Source organism: Haliscomenobacter sp. (assembly GCF_040403615.1).
Taxonomy (GTDB): domain Bacteria; phylum Bacteroidota; class Bacteroidia; order Chitinophagales; family Saprospiraceae; genus Haliscomenobacter.
Genome location: NZ_JBBAKG010000014.1, coordinates 41212 through 64386, shown reverse-complemented (window position 1 = coordinate 64386; position 23175 = coordinate 41212). Strand labels below are relative to the sequence as shown.

Sequence of the window (23175 nt, the reverse complement as noted above, 5' to 3'; positions counted from 1 at the left end):
TCGGGCTTCACTTAATAATGATTCCCCTTTATTTGATCTTTGTGCTTACATTTTAGGCAACAACACAGCATCGATAGCGTGAATCACTCCATTGGATTGATACACATCGTAAGTGCTGATGTTGGCGGCAACACCACTTTCATCAACCACCTGAATGTTGTGCAAGCCGTTCATTTTGAAGGTGAGTTTTGCACCATTCACTGTGGCCAAGCTGGTTTTGCCTTTCTTGATCAATGCAACCAATGCATTGAAATCGTACTTGCCGGATACCACGTGGTAAGTCAGGACTCCTGTCAAGGATTTTTTGTTTTCTGGCTTCAATAGGGTTTCTACTGTACCTGCTGGCAGGTTTTCAAAAGCATCGTTTACAGGTGCAAATACTGTAAATGGGCCTTTGCCTTGTAGTGTTTCTACCAAACCCGCCGCTTTTACTGCTGCTACCAGGGTAGTGTGGGCTTTTGAGTTTACAGCATTCTCGATGATGTTTTTGGCAGGAAGCATAGGCTCTCCACCTACCATTACATTACCAACTTGAGCATTAACGCTCAAGGATACACAAAACAATGCGAAGGCCATAACGGCCAATTTCAAGACGTTCTTCATGATTTAGAAAAATTGTTGGGTGATTTGTAAAATAAATTACAACTAGATATACGGGGCTTAAAGAAGTTTGGATTTTCTTCAGGATGAAAAAAATCAACCTTTTTCATTTTCTTTGCCTCTTAAAATCGGCAGATGAATTTCGACAGACCCATACCCATTCGTGAAATAGCACAAAAAATAAATGCTGAAGTCATTGGAGATCAAGAAGCTTTGGCTATAGGCATCAATGAAATACACCAGGTACGCCCTGGCGATATCACGTTTGTAGATGTCAAAAAATATTTTGAAAAATCACTCAGCTCACTGGCAACATTCGTCATTTTGAACGAACGCGTTGTCCCTCCCGCAGGAAAAACCCTGCTGCTGTGCGATGAGCCATTCAAGGCATACGACAGTCTGGTGTTGGAACACCGGCCCTACCATCCGCTACAAGTAAGCATTAGTCCTTTGGCGGAGATTCATCCAAGTGCCATCATCGAACCCAATGTGGTGATTGGGCCGTATGTTAAAATTGGTGCAAATAGCCACATCATGGCCAACGTGACCATTGCAGAATACACACAGATTGGAGAAGAGGTAATTGTGCAATCGGGTTCGGTCATTGGATCCGAAGCTTTTTACTTCAAACGCACGCCGGAAGGTTTTCAAAAATGGCGTTCAGGAGGAATGGTCGTTTTGGAAGATCGGGTTGACATTGGGCCAGGTTGTACCATTTGCAAGGGCGTATCGGGCGAAACCCGCATTGGTACAGGCACCAAACTGGATGGGCAGGTGCACATTGGTCACGATGTAGTCGTTGGCAAACGCTGCTTGTTTGCTGCTCAGGTAGGCATCGGCGGGAATACAGTAGTAGGAGATGATGTGATTTTGTACGGCCAGGTGGGCATTGCTCAAAACCTAAGCATTGGCAACGGAGTCGTAGTACAAGCTAAAAGTGGCATTTCAAAGGATTTGGAAGCAGGAAAAGTTTACTTTGGGTATCCAGCCCAGGAAGCGCGCAAAGCGTACCAGGAACTGGCAATCTTGAGAAGACTTAGGGACGAAAAAAACGAAGGGTGAACAAGGGATACCCCGCTCACCCTCTGTTTTGCTTATTTCTTGCCTCCGAACAAGCCGCCCAGTAAGCCACCGCCTACTCCACCCAGGAGATCGTCGGTAAAGTCACCGTCGCCATCTTTGTCCAAAAACTTGCCGATCATGTCCATTGCTGGATTGCCGCTGGTTTTTTGTTGGGTACCTTGCAGCATGTTCATGATGCCACCAATATCCAGACCGCCTTCTTTTTTGCTTTTGCCCAGGGCGCCCATGATCATGGGTGCAAGCATAGCCATCAAGTTGCCGGTTTTATCGCCACTCAAGCCACTCATTTTGCTGATCATGTCAATGATGCCATTTTGCTTGCCACCAAGGAGTGAGCTTACCAGACCGGCCCCGTTTTGGAGGAGTCCACCACCACCTTGACCCGAATTGGAATTGCCACCTGAAACCATCTCCATGATGTTGTCCAAAACACTGCCGTCGTGATCGGTATCCAACATACCCAGAAGGCCAGTTGCACCCTGCTCGTTGCTGGCAGTTTTGGTAATGGCGCTGCTCATCGCCGTAACGATGCCATTGGCAGCCGCGCGGGTTTGCTCTCTTTCAGCACCACCAATTTGATCGCTTAGTTTGTCAATGAAGTTGTCATCATCCAGGTGCTCCGACAGGATGTTCATAAATTGATTCGACATGGTTGTTGATTTTTTGGAGTTAAAAACGGAAACTGATCCAGAAGTAATCAACACTTCTGGATCAGTTAAATTGAGGTATTTAAAGTTTACGGATTTTCAGTCGAGTTCCGGCTCGAATAATCCGATTGGAAGGGAGATCATTGATTTTGAGAATATCCTGAAGGGTTGCGCCGGGGAAGCGATCAGCAATTTCAAAAATACTCTCTGGTCGGGTTGTGACATAGTATTGGAAGGCTTCCTGGCCAGCTACGTCTTTGGATGCGGCATTTTCCAGGATTTTGGTCGTTTGCTGGATCGCCAATGTGAGCATGGGAATCAAGCTTACGGCTTCCATTCGCTCTATCCTAAATTTGAGTTCCCTCCCTTTTGGGCGGAAAATTTTCAGCAACTGACCTGGTGCAATAGCTGCGGTGTCCAACTTGTTCCATTCCCGAATTTTGTCTACTGTACAGCCATAAATTCCAGCCAGCTCTTGCAGCGTTTCACCTTTGCTTACTTCGTGGCTTTCTTCTACCAGCATACTTGCCGAGGCATCCAGTTCCCGCACTTTGGGGGCTTTGATGCTGGAATAGAGTTCAGGTTTAATGGTTCCATCCGGGCGATTGGTTTCCAGGTATACCCGCACTTTTTCCATCACTTTGGATGGCAAGGTAAGGTAATATCCTTTGGTACTAGCCGGGATGGTTTTGCGGTTGTAGGCTGGATTGAGAAACTCAATGGTTTCCATGGTCACACCAGTAAGTGTAGCAACCTGCTCAAAGCTTAAGTCTTGATGCACTTTGATGGAGGTGGTGAGCAACAATTCCTCAGCGGGATATTTTGGGGTAAGCCCGTGCTTTTCAAAATGCTCCAGAAGATAGCTGGCCGCAATGAAGGCGGGGACATAGTTGGCGGTTTCGCGGGGAAGATCGCCCCGGATTGCCCAATAGTTGGTTCCCCGGCTGCGCTTGATTGCCCGAATCACTCTTCCACTACCTGAATTGTATGCCGCAATGGCCAATTCCCAATCAGAGAATTCCTTGTACAGGTTTTTCAAGTATGCGGCAGCGGCCTCGGTTGAACGGCGGGTATCCCGGCGCTCATCAATGTTGGCATCCACTTGGAGTCCAAAATTACGTGCCGTTGGAGCCATAAATTGCCAAAGCCCCATGGCCCCAACCCGCGAAATCGCGCGGTTGTGCAAAGCAGACTCAACAATGGACAAGGCTTTTAATTCTTCAGGCAGGTCATTTTGAAAAAGGACATCTTCAAAGAGGGGAAAATAAATAAAGCGACGTCCGAGCATTTGTTCCGTTCCTTCGCGACCTCGAACCAGATAAGTTTTAAGGTATCCCATTACTACGGGATCATACCTTGGTTTCACTACTCTGTTCTCCATCGCGTAGAGTCGGCGGGTAATTTCCGCTTCGTCCAGTTCGGTCTCGTTTGTTGGATTTTTTGCGTGGGTTTCGAGGCTAAGGCACAATAAAAGCGTTAGCATCGCCAGCAAAATTTTTTGACACGACGATTCCATAGCTAAGGTTATTAATGGTTTTATGGTGATTTTCAATCAATCATTTTTAGTCAAATTGTTGATCTACAACCACTGATTTCCATGATGTTTGGTTACCGTTGGATTGTAAAGGTAGCAAAAACTTTTAAAGTTGCACCTACCTGTACTTATCATCATACGTAAATGACAGAAAAAGGTTACTTGATCAGCCACCTGACCAGTACCGGAGCCAACATCAATTCAGTCACCATTCCGGCCATCAGGGTAATGCTGGTAAGCAATCCGATGACGACGCTGGTGGGGTGCTGTGAAAAAAGCAGGACTAAAAATCCGAAGAAAAGAAAAACGGTAGTAAGGATAAGTGCCTTGCCCGTTTCGAGCAAAGTGACCCGCAAAGCCTCTTCAACGGTATGTCCCTGGTTGAGTTCCAATTTGAATTTTGACAAAAAGTGAATGGTGTCGTCTACGGCAATACCAAACACCACCGAAAAGACAATGGAGATTCCTGCGTCTAGTTCAACGCCCCAATACCCCAGCAATGCCCCTGCAACCAACAGCGGCACAAAATTGGGCAATAAAAAAATCACCATCATGCGGAAGCTGCGCAATACGAATGCAATGATCAAACTGATCAAGCCAATGGAGGAGAAGAGTCCGAGCAAGAGGTTGCTGCGAATGTAGGCCGAATTTTTATCCATAATCAACCCCGTGCCGGTTCGCCTGACCTGGATAATGGTGGAATCGATATTGGTATCAATCCATCTTTCCAGTTTATTCCCAAACGCCTTGATGTTGTCGGCGCCAATGTCACTTACTCTGGAAGTGATGCGCGCTTTGCGTCCATCTTTGCTGACCAAGACATTGGCACTAAACTGCGGCAAGCGCTTGGCCGCCCGGCGGTAGGATTCAAATTCTTCTTTGCTTTCAGGCAGGCGATAGGCATCCACTCGGTTGTTGTGGTACATCTGATTGATGCTTTTGTACAAGGCGGTGCTAGAAAAAATGGCTTGTATAAAACTAGCTTTGTGCAGTTCTTTTTCAATTTTTTCCATTTCTCGCAGTACCTCAAAGTCATCCGCACGGTACTTGCCTTGGATAAAAATGGCAAACTCCATAGGCCGAAATCCAGCCAGGTGTTTTTCAAAAAACAAAAAATCGGTTTTTATTTTGCTGTTTCGAGGCAAGTTGCTGATGATGTCGTAATTGGTGGTGATCTTGGAAATGCCCAATAAACTCAACAAGCATACGCCGATGGTGGTCAGCACAATGGCGCGAGGATGATTGCGTGTGAAATCAACAATGCCCTGGAGCAAGCGCTCCCAGAAGGCGTGTTCTTTTTCCGGCTGGGCAATTTGATCGGCTCGAAACCAGGTCAGCATCACGGTGGTAAACAAGATGACCGTAAAATAGGCGATCATTACGCCTACTGCGGCATTTATTCCAAAATCTTTGATGGGCATCACCCGATTGGTCACCAGAGAGGCAAAACCAATAGCCGTAGTCAAGGCGGTCATAAAAGTGGCCAAACCTACGTCCCGGATGGTATTCCACATCGCTTTGTCGCGGGCATGGCCTTTGTGCAACTCGTCGTTGTACTTCGACATAATGTGCACAATATCGGAAGTGCCAATGATGAGTACCAAAACCGGATACAGGGCTGAAAGGGTGTTGAGTTCGCGTACAAATCCACCCAGAAAGCCCACAAAAAGCAGCAAACCCAAGAGCATCGAAACCACCGCCACCGCTGTACCCCAAAAACGCCTGAACACGAAGTACATCGCCAGGGTAACCAAAATGGCAGAAACCAAGGTGGCTATCACGATCTCTTTTTGTTGCAAGCGCACCATCTCTTGCTGAAAATATGGCCTACCGAGGTAGTGGTAATCCTTGAACTGGTATTTTTTTACGGTAGCATCCAGGGCCTTGATTAATTCGCGGGCTTGACTGAGCTCAATGGATTCAATGTTTTTGAGGTAAACGACCAGGGTTTTGGCGTCTTCGGAAATGAGGTTGCGCACAAAACGTTCGTCTTTGAGCAAACGCGCCTTGTCGGAAGCATACAATTCGGGCCGATCCAGGTGGATGGCCGGAATGCTTGTAATGGCAAAGGGCGTCTTGATGGGGTAACCGATTTTGGTCAACGAAAGCACTTGCTTTACGTGGGGCAAGTCCCGGCAATCCAGCGAAAATTGATGCACTTTTTGCAGGAATTCCTGATCAAAGACCCCTTCAGGGCGATGCAAAGCGACCAACAAGAAATTGTCATCGGTTTCAAACTCTTTGACAAATTCTTTGAACGCTTCCAAATCAGGATCACCAATGGGAAAAAATTGCTCGAAATCAAAGGCAAAGCGAATGTTAAATGCTGCACGAACGCTCAAAATTGATAAAACCGCAAACAAGGAAAGCACTACAATTCTAAATCGGGTACTCATAGCTTAAAAATTGAATCCAGAGCTTTAACTAAAAACCCTTGGTTTGGTTCAATCGACTTGTATCGAAGCAGACTTGACTGGGTGATTTTTTGGGTCGGGGCTTCCTTATTCCGCAGGGCTTTCTATCTTTACCCCACAACCAAAAATCACCAAAAAATCATGCCGCTTCAGCTACCAACCATCCTGGAGCCTTTTCGGGAAAAAATCGAGGCTACGTTACAAACCACCGTTCGGGTACAACCCAAAAAAGAATTGCCCACTTCGCTGAGACAAAGCAAGATCGGAGGATTGCCTTACTGGCCAAAAGACCAGGTGTATCCTCGAAACCCAGCCGGAAATCCACTCTTTTTTCTGGCGCAGCTCAATTTTAGAGAAACCCCTGCCTTGCCTGGATTTCCGTCAAGTGGTTTACTCCAATTTTTCATCTTAAACGATGATCTGTATGGGATGAATATGAATCAACTGGATGACAATCAAAACTTTCGGGTTGTTTACCACACCGAACCGCTGCTAGCTGATGAACTGCTGGAGCGTGCGTTTCCCTTTTGGCCGCAGCCCTGGGAATATACACCTATTCCTGGAGATGCTTCTTTTGCCCTGGATTTTGCTGTGGATGAAGAATGGCTTGGGCCGCCTGATTACTGGTTTGATGAAGTTTATCCCGAAGCTTTTTTGACAGCACTGGGCGAAAAGCAAGAGGAGGCGATGGACTTTTTTTATGAATTGGGTTCAAAATCCAGCGGCCACAAGGTTGGAGGATATGCTTTTTTTACGCAATGCGATCCCCGCAAATTGGAGATCCCGATGCAATTGCTTTTTCAGTTGGATTCAGACAATGACATCGATAGTATGTGGGGCGACATGGGCATTGGTAATTTTTTTATTTTGCCAGAAGACTTGAAAACCTTGCGTTTTGATCGCGTTTTGTTCCATTGGGACTGTTCATGACGAGGATTTTACATTTTTTAAAGAATTTTTAATGTATTTTTAGAGTTCTATAACATACTGTAGAATTACTGCATTCCTATTTATCCAAATACCAACCAAATTTGATTGAACATGCTTGCGCCTTATTTTGACCCCCATTTGACAGAAGCTGGCTGCGATGAAGCAGGTCGTGGATGTTTGGCAGGTCCCGTTTTCGCGGCGGCAGTCATTCTTCCCAAGTCATTTCGTCATCCTCTTCTGAACGATTCCAAGTTGCTCACCGAGCAACAACGCATGGAATTGCGCTGCATCATCAAAGCGTCTGCAGTAAGCTGGGCTGTGGCTCAAGTTGATCCCGAAGAAATAGATAAAGTCAATATTCTCAATGCTTCTTTTCTAGCTATGCACCGGGCATTGGACAAACTCCACCACCAACCGGAACTCATTTTGGTAGACGGCAACCGCTTCACGCCTTACCAAAGCATTGATCACCGCTGCATCATTAAAGGCGATGGCATTTATATGTCCATTGCGGCTGCTTCAGTATTGGCCAAAACTTACCGCGATGATTACATGTCCGATTTGGCAGACAATCATCCTCAGTATGGTTGGAACAACAACAAGGGGTATCCAACCAAGGCACACCGCGAGGCATTGCGCCACCATGGCCCTACGCCGCACCACCGCCGCTCTTTCCGATTGTTGCCAGAACAAGTTTCCCTTTTTTAATTGCCTATAGTCAATTGCGTTTTTGGTAGATGAAGCGCCTTCAATTATCCAAAAAAGCAGCACATGCTGGCTTATCTTTGTAAATTGGGTGAAAATTTATAACCATGAGCCAAAGCAACAAGAGCGACAACCCATGGAAAGCCATCATTGGTGTCGCTGTAATCGTGACCTTTTTGGTTGGGCTATTCATGTTGGCCCGCTTCGTTTTTACTTTAATGTACTACTTGTCTCCGATCATGCTGATTGCAGCTTTGATTATCGACTACCGCGTAGTATTGGATTACCTCAAGTGGGTTCGCAACACATTTCGTCGAGACAATATCTCTGGTGTACTCATTGGCATCGTTTCCATCATTGGATTTCCGATTTTGAGTGCTTACTTTTTGGCCAATGCCTTGCTGAAGAAGCAAGTAAAAAAGGTCAAAACGGCGTACGAACGCCAGAGAGATGGCGATTTGGTGGAATATGAAGAACTGGAAACTGATTTTCCACCGCGCATCCGCAAAGAAGAAAAATCGATTAAAGACGACGATCTGGTGCTATAAGTGACTGAATTGATCCTCAATTGAGCAGACAGTAGGCAATACCCAAAAAATATGGCTCTGATTTTACCGATTGCCGTTGTATTGAGTGTTGCCTACTGCCTACTCATCCATTTTTTCTTATGGCATTGGCACAAGATTCCCCTTTGGCAAATCCCTGCCGATTTTCAGCCCCACACTTTCGTTTCCGTGATCATTCCTGCCCGCAATGAGGCAGCCAATATCCAGGAATGCGTCAACGCAGTATTGGCCCAAAATTATCCCGTCGAATTGATGGAGGTGATCGTAGTTGACGATCATTCGGAAGATGCTACGCCGGCATTGGTGCAAGCCATAGCAGATCCTCGAATCCGGTTGATCCAGTTGGCCAATTATCCTCTCCCTGAAGGGCAGGCTTTCAAAAAACACGGCATTAACACTGCGATTGCCCAGGCGCGTGGAACGCTGATGCTGTGCACCGATGCAGATTGCTACATAGGTAGGGAATGGATTTCAGGCATGGTGTCATTTTACCAAAATCACCCCGTACAAATGATTGCCGGCCCCGTCAATTTTCATCGGGAACGGAGTTTTCTGGAGCGTTTCCAATCGCTGGATTTTTTAGGCATGATGGTATTGACCGGAGCAGGCTTGCATTCTGGCCTGATGCGCATGGGCAATGGTGCAAACTTGGCCTATACCCGTGCAGCTTTCAACGCAGTGGGAGGGTTTCGGGGAGTTGACCATCTTGCCTCGGGTGATGATGTTTTTTTGATGCACAAAATTGAAACGCAATATCCTGGACAAGTACAATTTCTTAAATCCCTTTCAGCTACAGTACTCACCTTAGCCATGCCCGATTGGCGTGCTTTCTTTCATCAGCGCCTGCGCTGGGGCACCAAAAATGCCAACTATACCGAATGGCGCATTACCGCGGTATTGGGGCTGGTTTTTGGGTTGTGTTGGAGTATTTTGTTGTGCTTGCTGCTGCTACCGCTTGCACCATCTGCATTGGGAATGAGCTTATTGCTGCTAATCAGCGCTAAAGTTGGGGCTGATTACCGTCTGTTGGGCACCGGAGCGGTCTTTTTTCAGCGCCAGGATTTGTTGCGTGTATTTTGGCCGGCGCAAGTGGCGCACATTCTCTACATTGCCGTCATTGGTTTGTGCGCGAATCTGTACAAGCAATACGAATGGAAGGGGCGCAAGGTCAGGTAGGTTTTAGACTTGTTATAACGGGAGACTGCTTGGCTCAAAAAAGGTCTTTTTTTCCTGCTTTTCGTTTATTTTCTCGTCCGTAGCGCTGCTACGCACTCAAAAATAAGCCTCAATCAGGAAAAAATTTATGCTGAGCTTGCCGAAGTAATCCCTTATTTTGATCTCAAGCGCTCCCGTTACAACAAGTCTAGTTTGCCTTGAAACCGATCAAATTTAACATCCTACCCGTAACGCCTTTTTCTTTGCGGTAAGAATAAAAATCGGTATTGTGCACCACGGTGGAATAGGGCGAAACCTCAATTTTTTCAGGTAGAATTCCCGCCTCAATCAATTGCGTACGATTGGCTGCTTTGAGATCCACAAAATACTTTTGCAAGGATTCATCCCAACGTTTGAAATCACCTGCAAAATGATCGGCCACATCGGCATTGACTTCAAAGGAACATTCATCGATACAGGTGCCGATGTAAGCCAGGCAATCCTGGGCTTGAACACCGAATTCGGCTTGTAGGCGAGTGATGGTTTTGGATACGATCCCCGCAATCGTGCCGCGCCAGCCTGCGTGAATGGCGGCAACTGCTCGGGTTCGGGGATCGGCAATCAGAATGGGCGTACAATCCGCAATCGTCACCGTCAAAAACAGATTGGGTACATTGGTGATGAGGGCATCATAACCATCCGCTCTTCCAGGTTGATCTACTTTCAGGATGGCATCGCCGTGAATCTGGTAAGCGCTGGCGATTTGCGTTGGGGACAATCCCAGGCTTTGGAAAAAAATGCGACGGTTTTCTTCGATGGCAATGGGGTCATCTTCGGTGGAAAGCCCCAGATTTAGCGCAGCGTAATTGCCCTGACTGACGCCTCCGTGGCGGGTACTTTCAGCGGCAATTAGACCTGGAATGGCATCAAAAATCCGGGGTTGGAGACAGCAAGATTGAATCGTAGTGGTCATTTTTGGGAAAATTTTCCCAAAAGTAGGCATTGAACCGCTACCGTACAATGCTGTGTGCCGGGCTGTATTCTGCGTTGAGGATACATTCCTCTTTTCGGCCTCGAATTTTGAGGCGAAGCGGCTCGCTTTTGTCGGCTTTTCCTCGGATGTAGGTTTTTAAGGAACACCAATCACCAAGGGTTTCGATGGCTTGTCCGTCTATTTTTTCAACCACTTCGCCCAGTACAAACCCGTATTTTGATACATTTTCACATGCACTTAGGCGCACGATGCGGTGTACCCCTCCAACCGGATAAAACACGATACCGTAATCTTTGTCCTCCCGATTGGGGCGAATCAGGCGATTGGGCGTCAGAATGTATTCTTTGGCATCCGAATTGATGATCAGGTTGAATTGATAAAGATAACCCAATCCCAAACGGGCGTATTCTACCTCGCGTTGGAGTTCTATGCGGGGCGCATTGGTAATCACGTACTTGTCGTATCCAAATTTGTAGGGGCGATTGAGGGTGTAAAAAGTATCTACGGCACTCAGCCCAAACAAGGCCAAACTGGAAGCCCCCACATTCATTTGGGCATGTAACCCCGAAAACAAAGGGGTAAAAGCCGCTTTGTTGAGTTCCAGTTCACCACTTGAACCTAGGTCGATGTGTACCCAAAAAGGAACACCCTCGTAGCGAAATTCGATGAAATGTCGATTGCTTTGACTGATGGTATACGCACAGCGCAAGCCAACATCCAAAAAAGGCCGAGATGCCAAGTGCAAGGTCTTTTTGTCAAAATCTATTCGCCAATTGGCTTTGTTGATTACCGAACTGCCGATGAAACCGTCTACTTTTTGGCAGGAAGGCAAACCATCTGTATCGATGATGGCCACCCGGGTATCTTTAAAATGAACGTCCGCAAGTTGGATGTCACTGGCATTGCCCAATTGTCCTTTTGCTTCCGTTTCGTTGGCATCTGCCAGGATGACCCCGGAGTCGGGACTGGCCTGAATGCCACAACGCGTTGCAAAATCATTGTCCAATCCGGTCACCGTAAAGCCGTTGTCGAAAATAAAATTGCCTTCTACCCCGTTGATTTTCGCTTTTACGTAAATGTGGTTTTGGTGAAATGCGAACGGGATTTCCGTCATAAACTGTAGTGGGGCTACAGATCCCTGATTGGGTTGTACTTGCGCAAACCCAATGAAGTTAAACCCCAGAAAACCCAAAACCCAACAACCAAGTATTCTTTTCCACACCATAAAGCCGAATTTAGCAATAAAGATGCAAAAGACTCCGGTTTTGGTGGTTTCGTTGGTTATTTTACCCGAATTTTTGTCCCCGCCTTACAATCGTTACCTGCCAGGTTGTTCAGTTTCTTGATGCCTTCTACCGAAGTCTTGAACTTTTGAGCAACAATTTCCAGGGTATCTCCCTCGATCAATTGGTAGTATTGGGGCGCCAGGATGGTATTGTTACTATTGTTGTTAGTGGTAGGTGCAGCAGTAGGATTGGATTTGGAAAAAGGATCTGTACTATTTGCCGCAGGATTGGGCTTGTTGTTGGATGCCAAATCAGTGGAGGCACTCGTGCCTACCTTGATAGGTTGGAGCGCTGGCCTGGAGGTATTGTTTTGCGCAGGAGTCAAAGGTACAGTTGGCTTTGCAGTGCTGGTTGTGGCCGATTGATTGGGAACGGTAGACAACGGGGTAGGCTTTTTATTGGGTTGATCGCTTTGCAATGCTGGTTGTTTTTTGGCTTTCCCTCCTCTGATTTTGACCAGGGCATTTTCGCCAGGCTCTTGTCCATGGATCATCCGGTTGCGGATATACAGTTTGTCCAGGTCAACGGCATACAAGACCGAAATATCGATCATCAGGTCTCCTTTGCGCACTTTGTGAAACAATTCTTCGCCGCGCCAGCTTTTGGGTTTGGATTGCAAAAACACCCGGATGCCTGCCTTTAGAGGTACATCTGCGCCACTGATGTGGGGGTTGTAGTGCATGATGGCTTTAGGGGAGAGGTACTGCTTGGAGGCAATGTCTTTCAAGGTTTGGTTTTCGGCAGCCACAATAAACTTGACATCGTTTGTGGATTGTGGAATGCCGACTACAAGTACCGGTTTGGTTTTTTCAGGGGAGTCGGGCTGAGTCAGCGTTGGCAAGGTGCCCATTTCGGACAACAGCTCTTGGTAACTGACTTCATCGTAGCGGTGAAGATCGAAGTCTTCGATCAATTTGATCAATTTAGCTGGATAACCTGGGTCGGTAGCGTATCCGCCTTTTTTCAATCCTTCTGCCCAACCGCGGTAATCGGTACGCTTCAATTCAAACAAGGGCCCGTACCGTTCTTTTTTAGCCGGATTCATCAAGAAAGCGGAATGATCGCGGTAGCATTGATCTGCGTGGCTGTATACCCTGAAGCAAGATTTGATGAGTTCCCCTTTGTCGTTGAGGTCATCGTCTTCTTTGTAATAGCCTTCTCCAGACCAGTCTTTGCCACATTTGATCCCAAAGTGGTTGTTGGCCAAACGCGCCAGGTCACTGGTTCCCCAACGGGATTCCAGCAATCCCTGTCCCAGCTTGATGCTGGCGGGAATTCCGGTGCGTTCCATTTCTTCTACGGCCAAAAGGCGATACCGCTCGATGTAGGCCATTTTTTCCTCTACTTCTTTGGGTTGCGCGTTGGCGCATCCTAAAACCAAAATTGACAAACAAACGAACAGGCTGTTTTTAAAAAGTACCATGATCTATGGGATTGTTGCTTAGTAGTGGGGCAAAAATAAATCAAAACTCTCAACGGCGGCGAAAAGTTAATCAATATCAAGCTTTTGATTATTAAATTTTTTTTAACGTTGCGATTTTTTTGCGAAATTGCTCAGCAAAAGCCAGATAATGGCAATCGGGTCATTTTGCTGGAACAACTTGAACCCTGGGTTGTTGCACATAGATCCGAGACGGTAGTATTGCGTATCTACTCCAACGGTAACTGAAAGAGAACTGGCAATTAAATTAGCGACATAATGTTCAGGCCAACCTATCATTCAAAAATCTACCGCTCTTTCCTGAGCCTGGATGAAAATTCATTTCAGGAAATTATTCATTTTTTTGAAGACCATGAAAAGGAGATTCAAGGCCTGGATTTTGAAGAATATTTTGATCTTTTGGTTACGTATGTTACGGCTCTTTTTGAAGTAGGTGCTTACAGGGAGCATTTGGCAATCGTTGACGCAGTCATTGAAACATCTATCCTAAACAATATTGTGCAGTACAAAGAGGAAGACTTGTATCAGCGCATGCTTTTCCGCAAAGCGGCCTCCTTGTATCATATCCAACAATACCAAAAAGCAGAACATATACTGGGTGAACTGTTGCGCATGGATGTAGAAGACCAGGGTGCTGTTCTGTTTATGAAAAAATGCTTGCGCACCCATTATCCTCAAATCCGCAGCAATGCCCATGCCGGGGCAGTGTTTTTATTTTTGCTCACCACCTTGGTGATTGCAATGGAAGTACTGCTTGTTCGTCCCTTTTACCACATGCACACCAGACTGATTGAAAACTCGCGCAATTCTATTTTTGTGCTTGGTATTCTACTGATTGTGTTTGGAAATTTCTACCACTGGTATTTGGCGGAAAGGGAAGTGCGGAGATTTTTGAGCGAAATACGCAAGAGTAAAATGGAAAGAGTGGAGTAACCAGGCTTGTTGTTGAGTCTGGTTACTCCACATTTAATCTTCATCTGCCCCCATTTGCGCCAACACCATTCCGGGGTTCAATGCTGCCGCAGGATTGTGGGCAGCCGTGAAGGCCGGAGCAGCTGCTAATCGCTCCCGATTGGCGCGCAATTGCTCAATGGCCTGGGCAAAATACTCGAATGGTGCGCGTACTGGTTGCTCCTTGGCTACATCAAAGCCATGCAAGTTGCGGGCATCGGCTACAATGCGCTTCAGATCGGCGCCTGAGCAGTCGTAAGTCAGCTCCGCCAAATGGTTCAACTCGCCTGGTTTCAATTGCAATACACTGCCAGAAAGGATCGCTTGCAACATGGCCTTACGGGCGGATTGATTCGGCAGTTTCATTTCCAACCACAACTCTACTCGACCACTGCGGATCAATGCAGGTGGCAATGCACCAATGTTCATGGCGGTAAACATCACCGTCACTTGAGCATTCGACTTGGATTCCAGGCCGTCCAGCATGGTGAGCAAATAGCGGTACAAACCATATTCATCCTGGTTTTCAAACAACACATCGCAGTCATCGATGAACAAGATGCTGGGTGCGTTGTGTTTGGCCGCTTCAAAGATCTGGCTTACTTTTTGGTAAAACTGATCCGTTCCACTGATCACCGTACCGTCAAGCAAGAAAAACTTGCTGTGCAAACGGTGCGCCAAGGCCCGGCCAATCGAGGTTTTACCCGTTCCAGGAGGGCCGTACAACAAGACACCCCGCTTGGCGCGGATGCCCAGGTCTTTGGCCAGATCGTCGCGCTCCATCGGAACGATGATGTCGATCTCCAGTTGGCGAATGACTTCCTCTACGCCATACAAATCAGCGAAGTCCATGGTTTCTACTTCGGTGGTATCCACATTGCTGTGGAGGGCGTAAGTCTCCAGAAACTTGATCAAAAATGCGGTATCAAAAACGCCAAATGGTGGCAAAAACTGGCAGGCATAAGCCATCTGAATGGCGTTGAGGTGGGGCGCAAAAACAAACACCCGCTCAAAGTCAACGTCCTTTAATTTTCCATGACTGAGCACGTTGAACAAGAAAGCATGGTCGGCTGCCGTGAACTCAACCAGGTTTTCTTTCTGAATGAATTCGTTCAGAGGATCGGCATAGTGCCCGTGCTGGCTGCTCAACACAAGTCGTTTGCCACTTTGCTCCAACCAACGCAAAATGCCATCCAGGGCAGCATTCAGCACGCCTGGACGCGCTTTGCCGTAGCAGCTTTCTACCATGTTGGATACATGATGAAAATCGTCGACGATCACCAGGTCGTGCGCTTTGAGCGCTTTGAGTAAAGTGGAAACAATGCCTTCTTCGATGGCCAGGGGGTGGAAGGTTTGGATTTCATCAAAAAAATCGGCCAGGCGCAAAAAGTGGCCTCCAGTTTCCAGAGCCAGGCGCTTGAGCATGAAGGTACGGCCGTGACCGTAATTTACGGCAAAACCACATAAGCAGTTTTGTTGGACTTTGCGGAGCAAGCTTTGATAGGCGGCTTGCTGAGAGGGACTCAATTCCGGGAGTTTTACTGCTTGCAAAACCAGGGGTTGAAGCTTTTGCATTTTTTATTAAAGTTGATTCGGGGTAGTAACTGCGAACGCGGGGAAAAGATTCCCGCAGAGCCATTTTTTTTTAAATCGCCTGGCACTTTTCCTCCAACCATTGCAGCTCGGCTCCTTCGAGCAGGGGACTCAGCTCGCGGAATACCTTTTGGTGGTAATCATTCAACCACTGGATTTCAGCCGCATCGAGCAAACTTTGGTCAATCAACTTCACATCAATCGGGAAAAGGGTAAGGGTTTCAAAATGCAAAAAATCGCTGGATTCCTCAGGAGTCTGAGCGGCGCATAAAATAAGGTTTTCGATGCGGATCCCGTATTCTCCAGGCAAATAACAGCCAGGTTCGTTGGAACAAAGATGCCCAGGCAGCAGAGCTGTGGTACCCCGACTGGTGGAAAGGTTACTGGCAAAACCCTGTGGTGGCTCGTGCACACTCAAAAAGGCCCCAACCCCGTGGCCAGTTCCGTGGTTGTAATTCAATTGGTGTTGCCACAAGTGTTGGCGAGCCAGTGCGTCCAGTTGGATGCCGACGGTTCCCTGTGGGAAAATGGCCCGACTTAGGGCAATCATGCCTTTCAATACCAATGTGAAATGCAAACGTTGTTGTGCAGAAGGTTCGCTCAGTGCGATAGTTCGGGTAATGTCTGTGGTGCCATCCAGGTACTGCCCGCCAGAGTCTACCAAGAGCATACCCTGCGGTTGAATTAGGGCAGCATCTTCCGGGTTAGGCCGGTAATGAATGATGGCTCCATTGGCATTGTACCCGACGATGGCCGAAAAACTCTCGCTGAAATAATCAGCTTGCTTGGTACGGCAGGCAGCTATTTTTTGGGCAAAATCGTATTCGCTTGGGTAAGTATCTTCCTGTTGTAGTGCGGCTTCCAGCCAACGAAATGCCCGCACCAGGGCAACGCCGTCCTTGCGCATGGCTGTTTTCAGGTGGTATTGCTCGGCGTGGTTTTTAAGGGCTTTGCGATTGCGGATCAAGTGCTCGCCCTCTTTGATGCGGAGATGATCCAGTTGGTAATAGAGTTGTAAGCTACAGGTGCCTGGATCAATCAGGATCGATTGTCGGTCTGACAAAGTACTGCAAAAAAACTCGATGGTAGAATAAGGCATTAAACGAACACCATCTTGCTGCAATTGCTCGTACAGGGTTTGAGGTATTTTCGTAGAATCAACAAACAACCAGGCTTCGCTTTTTCCGATGATCAAGTAAGCAACAAATACCGGGTTGAAAGGGACGTCATTGCCGCGCAGATTGAGTACCCAGGCGATGTCTTCGAGGGTACAAACCAGGTGGTAGGCAGATTTTTGCTGCTTCATTTCCACCCTGATGTCGCGCAACTTATCTGCCCGGCTTACGCCAGCAAAGTACATGTCCTGCTCAAAAACCAGGGCTTGGGGTAGGGCAGGTCTCTCTGGCCAAAGCGGGCCCAAGAGATCCAATTGCGCATCTAGTTCAATTCCCTTGGCTTCAAATCTTTTTTCAATGTGCCGTACCTGTTGAATGCTAAACAATTGCCCATCGCAGCCTACTACCGAGCCTGCGGGCAGGTTTTCAGCCAACCACTCAATGTGCTCGGGAGCATTGGCCACCTGCTGTTTTTTGAGTTGAAAGGGGCTATCTTGTAGTTCTTTTTCTGCCTGCAAAAAATAGCGCCCATCCGTCCAAACCTGCGCTTCCGTAGCCGTGATGACCACAGTACCCGCAGAACCTGTAAAACCGGAAATCCACTCGAGCAACTTCCAATGTGCGGGTGCGTACTCACTTTGATGCGGATCGTTGCTGGGTATGATGTAAGCAGCCAGCCCCTGGTGTTGTAGGACAAGGCGCAAGGCTTTTAAGGCTTCGATAGACGAGGATGACATATGTGCAAAGATTGTAAGTCTGAACTAATTACGCGAATCTTGCCCCCAAGCCAATTTATCGCGCATCGTATCCATGAATCCGTAATCGTGCAGTTGCACCAGTTTGATAGAAAAATCATTTTTGCGTACCGCCAATTGATGCGCCGAAGTGATGGTTTCGAAACGAGAATCGAGGGTGCAAAGAAAATTTTCGGCGCGGCCTTCTACATCAAACGAAATGATCGAATCATCGGAGATCACCACCGGGCGTACGTTCAAGTTGTGGGTGGCTACCGGAGTGATCACAAAATTGTCAGAATTGGGAAAGATGATCGGCCCACCGCAACTCAAGGAATATCCCGTTGATCCGGTAGGGGTGGCCACAATAATCCCATCTGCCCAGTAAGTATTGAGGTACGAGCCATTGATGTAGGTATGGATCGTGATCATCGAAGAAGTATCGCGCTTGAGGATGGTAAAATCGTTGAGGGCAAAACGGGTATCTCCAAATAAAGGCATGTTGCTTTCGAGGTACAAGAGGCCGCGTTCCTCAATGGAATACCGCCCTTTGGCCAATAATTGCACCGCATCGCGAATGCGCTTTTTCTCGATGCTGGCCAAAAAACCCAATCGACCGAGGTTGATGCCCAGGATAGGAACGCCCGATTCGCGTACGTGCGTAACGGCACTCAGGATTGTACCGTCACCGCCCAAGGCAATTACAAAGTCAAATTTTTTGAGGGTAAGATCGATGAAGCCATCAAACTCGCCCACGTCTTTTTGAAATTTGATTTTGCCTTTCATCAGATCCAGAAATGGCCCGTAGACGTATACGGAGATGTTTTCTTCGTGTAACGCATCAAATAGAAGTTGAATGTGTGGCACATCAATGTCTTTCAGCACATAGGCGTAAACTACAACCCGCATCAAATATTCATGTTGAAATGAAAGAAAACACCCGGCTGCCACAGGTGGTTAAAGCTGTATTCGATTTTGAAAATCTTGTCGAAAAAGAATACCGCATCCAAACCAATTCCTTTGCCCCACAGCATCCGATTGGTAAAAGAATTGTCTCCAAAATCAAAAGGACTGTTGACGTAGCCAATGTCATTATTTATCGCCAAATATAACTTAAATGGCAATACCCGCATGCGTTCTATCGGGATGATTTTACCGAAATTCACCCGTTTTTCTGCTATTTTAAAACGGAAGCTGGTATTGATGATGCCCATGTCCAGTCCATCGATGACGTAATACTCATACCCCACCAGGTCATTGTCGGAATATCCAATGGCGCGGTTGTCATTGTAAGGCTGTTGGGAGCGAATAAAGGAAAATTTTGTGCGCCCAATAAACGAAAAATACCAGCGATCGCTTAGGGGTAGAAACTGTCCATATCGACTGGAAAAAGTAAAAGAGTTGCGGTCGTTGGACACCATACCCAAACCGTGTTTTTCCAGGGCAGCAGAAAAAAATTGCCCACTGAGTGGATAGGGCCGACAATCGCGGGAATCGAAGGTGTAGTAATAAGCAAGCGACAAGTACCGTTGAAGACTGCGTCCTTGCAGAAAAAAATCAGGGTTGAGGTCTTTGGCAACGTAATCGGCTATGCGATTTTGTTCGAAACTGAGTTTGAACTCGTGTTGTTCGCGCAATTTGGGCCGGTAAACAAGCGAAAAGCGCGAACGGAAGCGCTGGTAGGCAAATTGCCCTTCGTCTTTAAAAAACTGTTGCCGGTTGTCTTTGGTGGAATAATTGATCTCCCGATTTTGAGCAAAAGAAACCCCAGCATCGATGCCAAACGTTTTTTTGCGGTTGATAAACGGCAAGCGGTAACTCAGCGAATAATTGCGGGTATATCCATTGGTGAATTTGATCTGAAACCGATCCCGATTGCCCGAAAAATTGCGGTGTACAAAATCCATCCCATAAATGATGCGATCCAGAGAACGGTTTTGATCAAACCACCAAACGTTGAAATTACGGTCGGCCAGTTCAAAATAAGGCGTTGGGTAGATGTACCAGCTTTCAGCAAGGTGCAAATCGATGCGGATGTGGTTGGGGTTGTTTACACTATTGGAATGGCTGATGTGGCCTTCCCGAAACATTCCGGTATTGAGTACCTGCTGCTTGCCCCACTCAAGACGTTCCTTCAAGTTTTCGAGCAGAATGGTATCTCCAATTTGAAACGGCAACTCCCGCAAGATGACCTGGGCATTGGTACGACGATGGCCCTCAATGGCAATACTGTCCACCACCACATACGCTTCCTGCGCGATGGCTCCGGTACAATACAACCAGAAACAAAGTGACCATAAAAACCGCATACTTTTAAGTTGGAATTTGCCCTCAAACTAATGAGGGGTAAAATACGATATTTTACCAAAGTCCAGAAGAAAAATGAGCAAGATTGGTCCGCTGCAAAACTTTATGAATTAGACAGTATGTCATTTTAATACGCGCTAATTTCTTTTGCCGTATTTGAAATACTTTGACCAGCGCATTGCCGGACGTTCGATCAGCAAATAAAAACCATGCGCCAGTAGTAGCGTAAAGCCAAACAACAAAACTAAAACCATCAGTCGCTGCAAATCTCCTTCAACGTACCGCGCCAGCAAAGGAATGATCTTTTTGCCCAACGGCAAATGGATCAAGTACAAAGAATACGAAATCATACCCAACCAACGTAGGGGTTTGAAATGTAAACCCGGCAAAAAAGCGATTAAAAACCAGGGGACAAATCCTGCAATAACGTATTGCCAACTGAACTTATCCTGGATGACCCAAAAGACAATTGCCGAAAAAATGAAAAATTCGACCTGCCCCATGCGGTTTTCGAAGCGTCGAAAAAGGCCAAAACCCAGGATAAAAAACATGCTGTAATCGAAAAAAAATGCCGGATGACTCGGAAAAGCAGCAATGCCCAATAGCCCCAACACCAGCAACCAAAAATAAATGCCTAAGCGATGGAAAAGTAGGGGATAAAACAAACTCACTAGAAAGTAGTACTGAAACTCGATGGCCAGCGTCCAATACACCCCATTCAACCATTGATTGGGTGGAAAAAACGGGATCAGGTACCCCAAATGCAAAAACACCCGCTGGAGGTTAAAAGGAGGCGATGCAACCAGCCAAAGCCCCGCCAGGGCATTCAACATGAGTACAAATACAATGCTCAACAAGTAAGGTGGATCGATCCGCGCCCAACGCTTGATCAAAAACACTGGAAAGTGACGCAGCTGGTAATTGCTCCGGGCCATAGAATACGGGATGATGAATCCCGAAATGACAAAGAAAATCTCTACCCCTAACCAACCTTTGCTGGCGATGATTTTGATCCAATTCTGATCGGAAATAAAGTCATGATTGCCATTGGTAAAATGAAAGATACACACTACCGTAGCCGCAAGCCCGCGCAGCAACTCGATGATGGAAATATTGGCATTTTTATCCGACGGGATAAGGGTGGTTGTGGATTGTGGCATTATTTCAGCTCCACCGAAAAGCGAATCTTCTGCTCAGGCTCATCTTCGCCGTGGGTACGCACTTCGGATATTTTTTCAATGATCTCCATTCCTTTGGTCACTTCCCCAAAGACGGTATACTTTCCATCCAGATTGGGCGCTCCGCCCAGGGTTTCAAGAATCTTAAGTTGCTCTGGTGGATATTTATCCCTGAGTTCATCGAGGTCTTCATTCAGAAAACGCCGACCCCGCACAATGTAAAACTCGGTTGGCGAAGAGTTGTTGTTGGGATTGCCTTCATCGTAATGCGCCATCGCCAGTGCCCCATATTTATGGATGCGATCGGGGCTAGTTTCATTGGGAATGACGTACTTGAAGTTAATTTTTGTTTCACTTCCTCCCTGTACCATAAAACTGCTGATGATGCGGTAAAAATGGCTTTTCTTGTAGTAGCCTGCTTTGATCATCCGCACAAAATTGGCGCGGTGAAGGGGAGTCTCCTTGAACAGTCGAAGTTCCACATCTCCATAATCGGTGTGAAGCACAACCGCTGTCTCCTGGTTTTCTTTGGCATACTGGCCCAACACTGCGGCAACCTGATCCTGAGGGATTTCGAGTTGCTGATTTTGGCAAGACCACAAGCAAAGGCTGGCCAAACCAATCGTAATAAGTACTGCTCTCATTAATTTATTCTTGAAGGCAAATCACCTTTTGTGCTGCAAAGATAGCCATTTGTACCGCCAAATGCCTATAACTGTACCTACTAAGAGAAGAAGCGGATAAAAAAATCTTTAGCCATCGTACCTTTACGCCTTCTTTTATCGTTTCTAAGTAGTGGGGCAAAAATAAGTGTTCATTTTTCTTGAGCCATAGAATTAGATAAGACACTTGAAATGAACCGTTTACTTATCTAATCCTATGGCAAAATGAACACTTATTTTTTTAACGCCCCTAATGCAAAATTCAAGACTGTGCGTACGATGATTTTGAGCGGAAATTTGTTGCTTCGATTGATTTTAGTGGGATTCTTTGGCCTTTTTTTGGTACAAAGCTGGGCGCAAAAAGGATGGGAGGCCGGAGCATGGCTGGGTACAGCCTATTATTTCGGTGATCTGAACACCAGCTACAACCTGAGCGATCCTCGTCCTGCCGGAGGAATAATTGCCCGGTACAACTTCAACAACCGAATCTGCTTCAAAATGGGCGGTGGGTATGCTGTGGTAAGTGGCGACGACGCAAAATCGACCAATCCTTTTGAAAAGGCGCGCAACCTGAGTTTTCGTTCTGAAATTATTGACGTGAGTGGCCAATTTGAGATTAATTTCTTACCCTACGTACACGGCAGCCGCTCTGAGTTTTTTACGCCGTACATGTTCACTGGTTTCTCCGCATTTTCCTATAACCCGACAGCGGAACTGGACGCTACACGCTACAACTTGCGCGAGTTGGGCACCGAAGGGCAATTCAAAGGGGATGAATACTACGGGGTAAGCGGCAGTTTTGTGTATGGCGGCGGCTTTAAAATCGACGTCAGCAAAACCTGGAGCCTAAACCTGGAAGTAGGCGCCCGCGCCGCTTTTACCGATTACATCGACGATGTAAGTACTGTTTATCCGGGGAAAAAAGAACTGTTGCGTACCCGTGGCGAAGTTGCGGCGGCGCTTTCAGACCGATCCATCATGATTCCTGGCGTAGACAGCAGCCAATTGGGTAAAAAAGGCGCCCAAAGAGGCAACAGCAGCAACAAAGACAATATGGTTTTTATCCAAATCGGCATCGTGCGGTATTTCGGAAATCTGGCTTGTCCGAAGCCGTAATGGCTTCGAAGAACGAATGGGAAAGTGGGTTTGATTTAATGCGGGTGATGGGAGTTACTTAATCGCTTGGTTTTTTTACGCGGTAGCCAATGGATATGATAACATCCAAATTATAAAAATCCATCTGATATATTTTACCATCATCGGCAGTGTGTGCAAATTTT

General features: G+C 46.8%; 20 protein-coding genes. 7 read left to right on the top strand and 13 right to left on the bottom strand.

The genetic code is table 11. The features are described 5' to 3' along the window. Window positions 1–45: 45 nt before the first annotated feature. A complete protein-coding gene (locus tag ABW391_RS06800; protein ID WP_353481086.1) occupies window positions 46–603 on the bottom strand; it encodes a fasciclin domain-containing protein in 558 nt (185 codons plus the stop codon). A 132-nt stretch (window positions 604–735) separates the two neighbouring features. Between ABW391_RS06800 and ABW391_RS06795 the strand changes: the two genes are divergently transcribed. Then, window positions 736–1662 carry a UDP-3-O-(3-hydroxymyristoyl)glucosamine N-acyltransferase gene (locus ABW391_RS06795; protein WP_353481085.1) on the top strand — a complete coding sequence of 309 codons (927 nt, stop codon included), beginning with the start codon at window positions 736–738 and terminating at the stop codon, window positions 1660–1662. 32 nt (window positions 1663–1694) lie between these two features. Here ABW391_RS06795 and ABW391_RS06790 read toward each other — a convergent pair whose 3' ends face one another. The 3 genes from ABW391_RS06790 to ABW391_RS06780 form a co-directional block, all read right to left on the bottom strand. Beyond that, on the bottom strand, window positions 1695–2333 hold the full coding sequence (locus tag ABW391_RS06790; protein WP_353481084.1) for a DUF937 domain-containing protein: 639 nt from the start codon (window positions 2331–2333) through the stop codon (window positions 1695–1697). Between the two features lie 79 nt (window positions 2334–2412). Then, window positions 2413–3813: a lytic transglycosylase domain-containing protein gene (locus ABW391_RS06785; protein ID WP_353481083.1), complete on the bottom strand. Its 1401-nt coding sequence runs from the start codon at window positions 3811–3813 to the stop codon at window positions 2413–2415. Between the two features lie 209 nt (window positions 3814–4022). Next, window positions 4023–6260: an efflux RND transporter permease subunit gene (locus ABW391_RS06780; RefSeq protein WP_353481082.1), complete on the bottom strand. Its 2238-nt coding sequence runs from the start codon at window positions 6258–6260 to the stop codon at window positions 4023–4025. Between the two features lie 159 nt (window positions 6261–6419). On the opposite strand from ABW391_RS06780, the gene ABW391_RS06775 reads away from it, so the two are divergent. The 4 genes from ABW391_RS06775 to ABW391_RS06760 all read left to right on the top strand — a co-directional run bounded on the left by ABW391_RS06775 (window position 6420) and on the right by ABW391_RS06760 (window position 9655). After that, window positions 6420–7208, top strand: coding sequence for a YwqG family protein (locus ABW391_RS06775; protein WP_353481081.1), 789 nt, complete (start codon window positions 6420–6422; stop codon window positions 7206–7208). A 111-nt stretch (window positions 7209–7319) separates the two neighbouring features. Beyond that, window positions 7320–7916, top strand: a complete 597-nt coding sequence (gene rnhB / locus ABW391_RS06770) for a ribonuclease HII (protein WP_353481080.1) — start codon at window positions 7320–7322, stop codon at window positions 7914–7916. A gap of 104 nt (window positions 7917–8020) precedes the next feature. Beyond that, a complete protein-coding gene (locus ABW391_RS06765; protein ID WP_353481079.1) occupies window positions 8021–8461 on the top strand; it encodes a hypothetical protein in 441 nt (146 codons plus the stop codon). 51 nt (window positions 8462–8512) lie between these two features. Further along, complete coding sequence (locus tag ABW391_RS06760; protein ID WP_353481078.1) at window positions 8513–9655, top strand: glycosyltransferase; 1143 nt, start codon at window positions 8513–8515, stop codon at window positions 9653–9655. Window positions 9656–9842: 187 nt separating this feature from the next. Here the strand turns inward: ABW391_RS06760 and pgeF are convergent, their stop codons facing one another. From pgeF to ABW391_RS06745, 3 genes are read right to left on the bottom strand one after another with little or no spacing between them, the layout of a single operon-like run. Next, entirely contained in the window at window positions 9843–10607 is a 765-nt protein-coding gene (pgeF, locus tag ABW391_RS06755) for a peptidoglycan editing factor PgeF (RefSeq protein ID WP_353481077.1), read from the bottom strand. Between the two features lie 37 nt (window positions 10608–10644). Further along, a complete protein-coding gene (locus ABW391_RS06750; protein ID WP_353481076.1) occupies window positions 10645–11853 on the bottom strand; it encodes a retropepsin-like aspartic protease family protein in 1209 nt (402 codons plus the stop codon). Window positions 11854–11909: 56 nt separating this feature from the next. Next, entirely contained in the window at window positions 11910–13337 is a 1428-nt protein-coding gene (locus ABW391_RS06745; protein ID WP_353481075.1) for a glucosaminidase domain-containing protein, read from the bottom strand. A gap of 276 nt (window positions 13338–13613) precedes the next feature. Here ABW391_RS06745 and ABW391_RS06740 point away from each other — a divergent pair, with 276 nt between their 5' ends. Next, window positions 13614–14288, top strand: a complete 675-nt coding sequence (locus ABW391_RS06740) for a hypothetical protein (protein WP_353481074.1) — start codon at window positions 13614–13616, stop codon at window positions 14286–14288. A 33-nt stretch (window positions 14289–14321) separates the two neighbouring features. Here the strand turns inward: ABW391_RS06740 and ABW391_RS06735 are convergent, their stop codons facing one another. The 6 genes from ABW391_RS06735 to ABW391_RS06710 all read right to left on the bottom strand — a co-directional run bounded on the left by ABW391_RS06735 (window position 14322) and on the right by ABW391_RS06710 (window position 21877). Further along, a complete protein-coding gene (locus ABW391_RS06735; RefSeq protein ID WP_353481073.1) occupies window positions 14322–15881 on the bottom strand; it encodes an AAA family ATPase in 1560 nt (519 codons plus the stop codon). 70 nt (window positions 15882–15951) lie between these two features. Continuing rightward, on the bottom strand, window positions 15952–17751 hold the full coding sequence (locus ABW391_RS06730; RefSeq protein WP_353481072.1) for a M24 family metallopeptidase: 1800 nt from the start codon (window positions 17749–17751) through the stop codon (window positions 15952–15954). Between the two features lie 24 nt (window positions 17752–17775). After that, window positions 17776–18657 (bottom strand): NAD kinase, encoded by an 882-nt coding sequence (locus ABW391_RS06725; protein WP_353481071.1) that lies wholly within the window; start codon window positions 18655–18657, stop codon window positions 17776–17778. Beyond that, entirely contained in the window at window positions 18657–20057 is a 1401-nt protein-coding gene (locus ABW391_RS06720; RefSeq protein WP_353481070.1) for a BamA/TamA family outer membrane protein, read from the bottom strand. Before ABW391_RS06720 ends, ABW391_RS06725 begins: the two co-directional genes overlap by 1 nt. 135 nt (window positions 20058–20192) lie before the next feature. After that, window positions 20193–21215 (bottom strand): acyltransferase family protein, encoded by a 1023-nt coding sequence (locus ABW391_RS06715; protein ID WP_353481069.1) that lies wholly within the window; start codon window positions 21213–21215, stop codon window positions 20193–20195. Continuing rightward, window positions 21215–21877, bottom strand: a complete 663-nt coding sequence (locus tag ABW391_RS06710; protein WP_353481068.1) for a peptidylprolyl isomerase — start codon at window positions 21875–21877, stop codon at window positions 21215–21217. The genes ABW391_RS06715 and ABW391_RS06710 overlap by 1 nt, the downstream gene beginning before the upstream one ends. 297 nt (window positions 21878–22174) lie before the next feature. Here ABW391_RS06710 and porG point away from each other — a divergent pair, with 297 nt between their 5' ends. Then, window positions 22175–23011, top strand: a complete 837-nt coding sequence (gene porG, locus ABW391_RS06705; RefSeq protein ID WP_353481112.1) for a type IX secretion system protein PorG — start codon at window positions 22175–22177, stop codon at window positions 23009–23011. Window positions 23012–23175 lie beyond the last annotated feature (164 nt).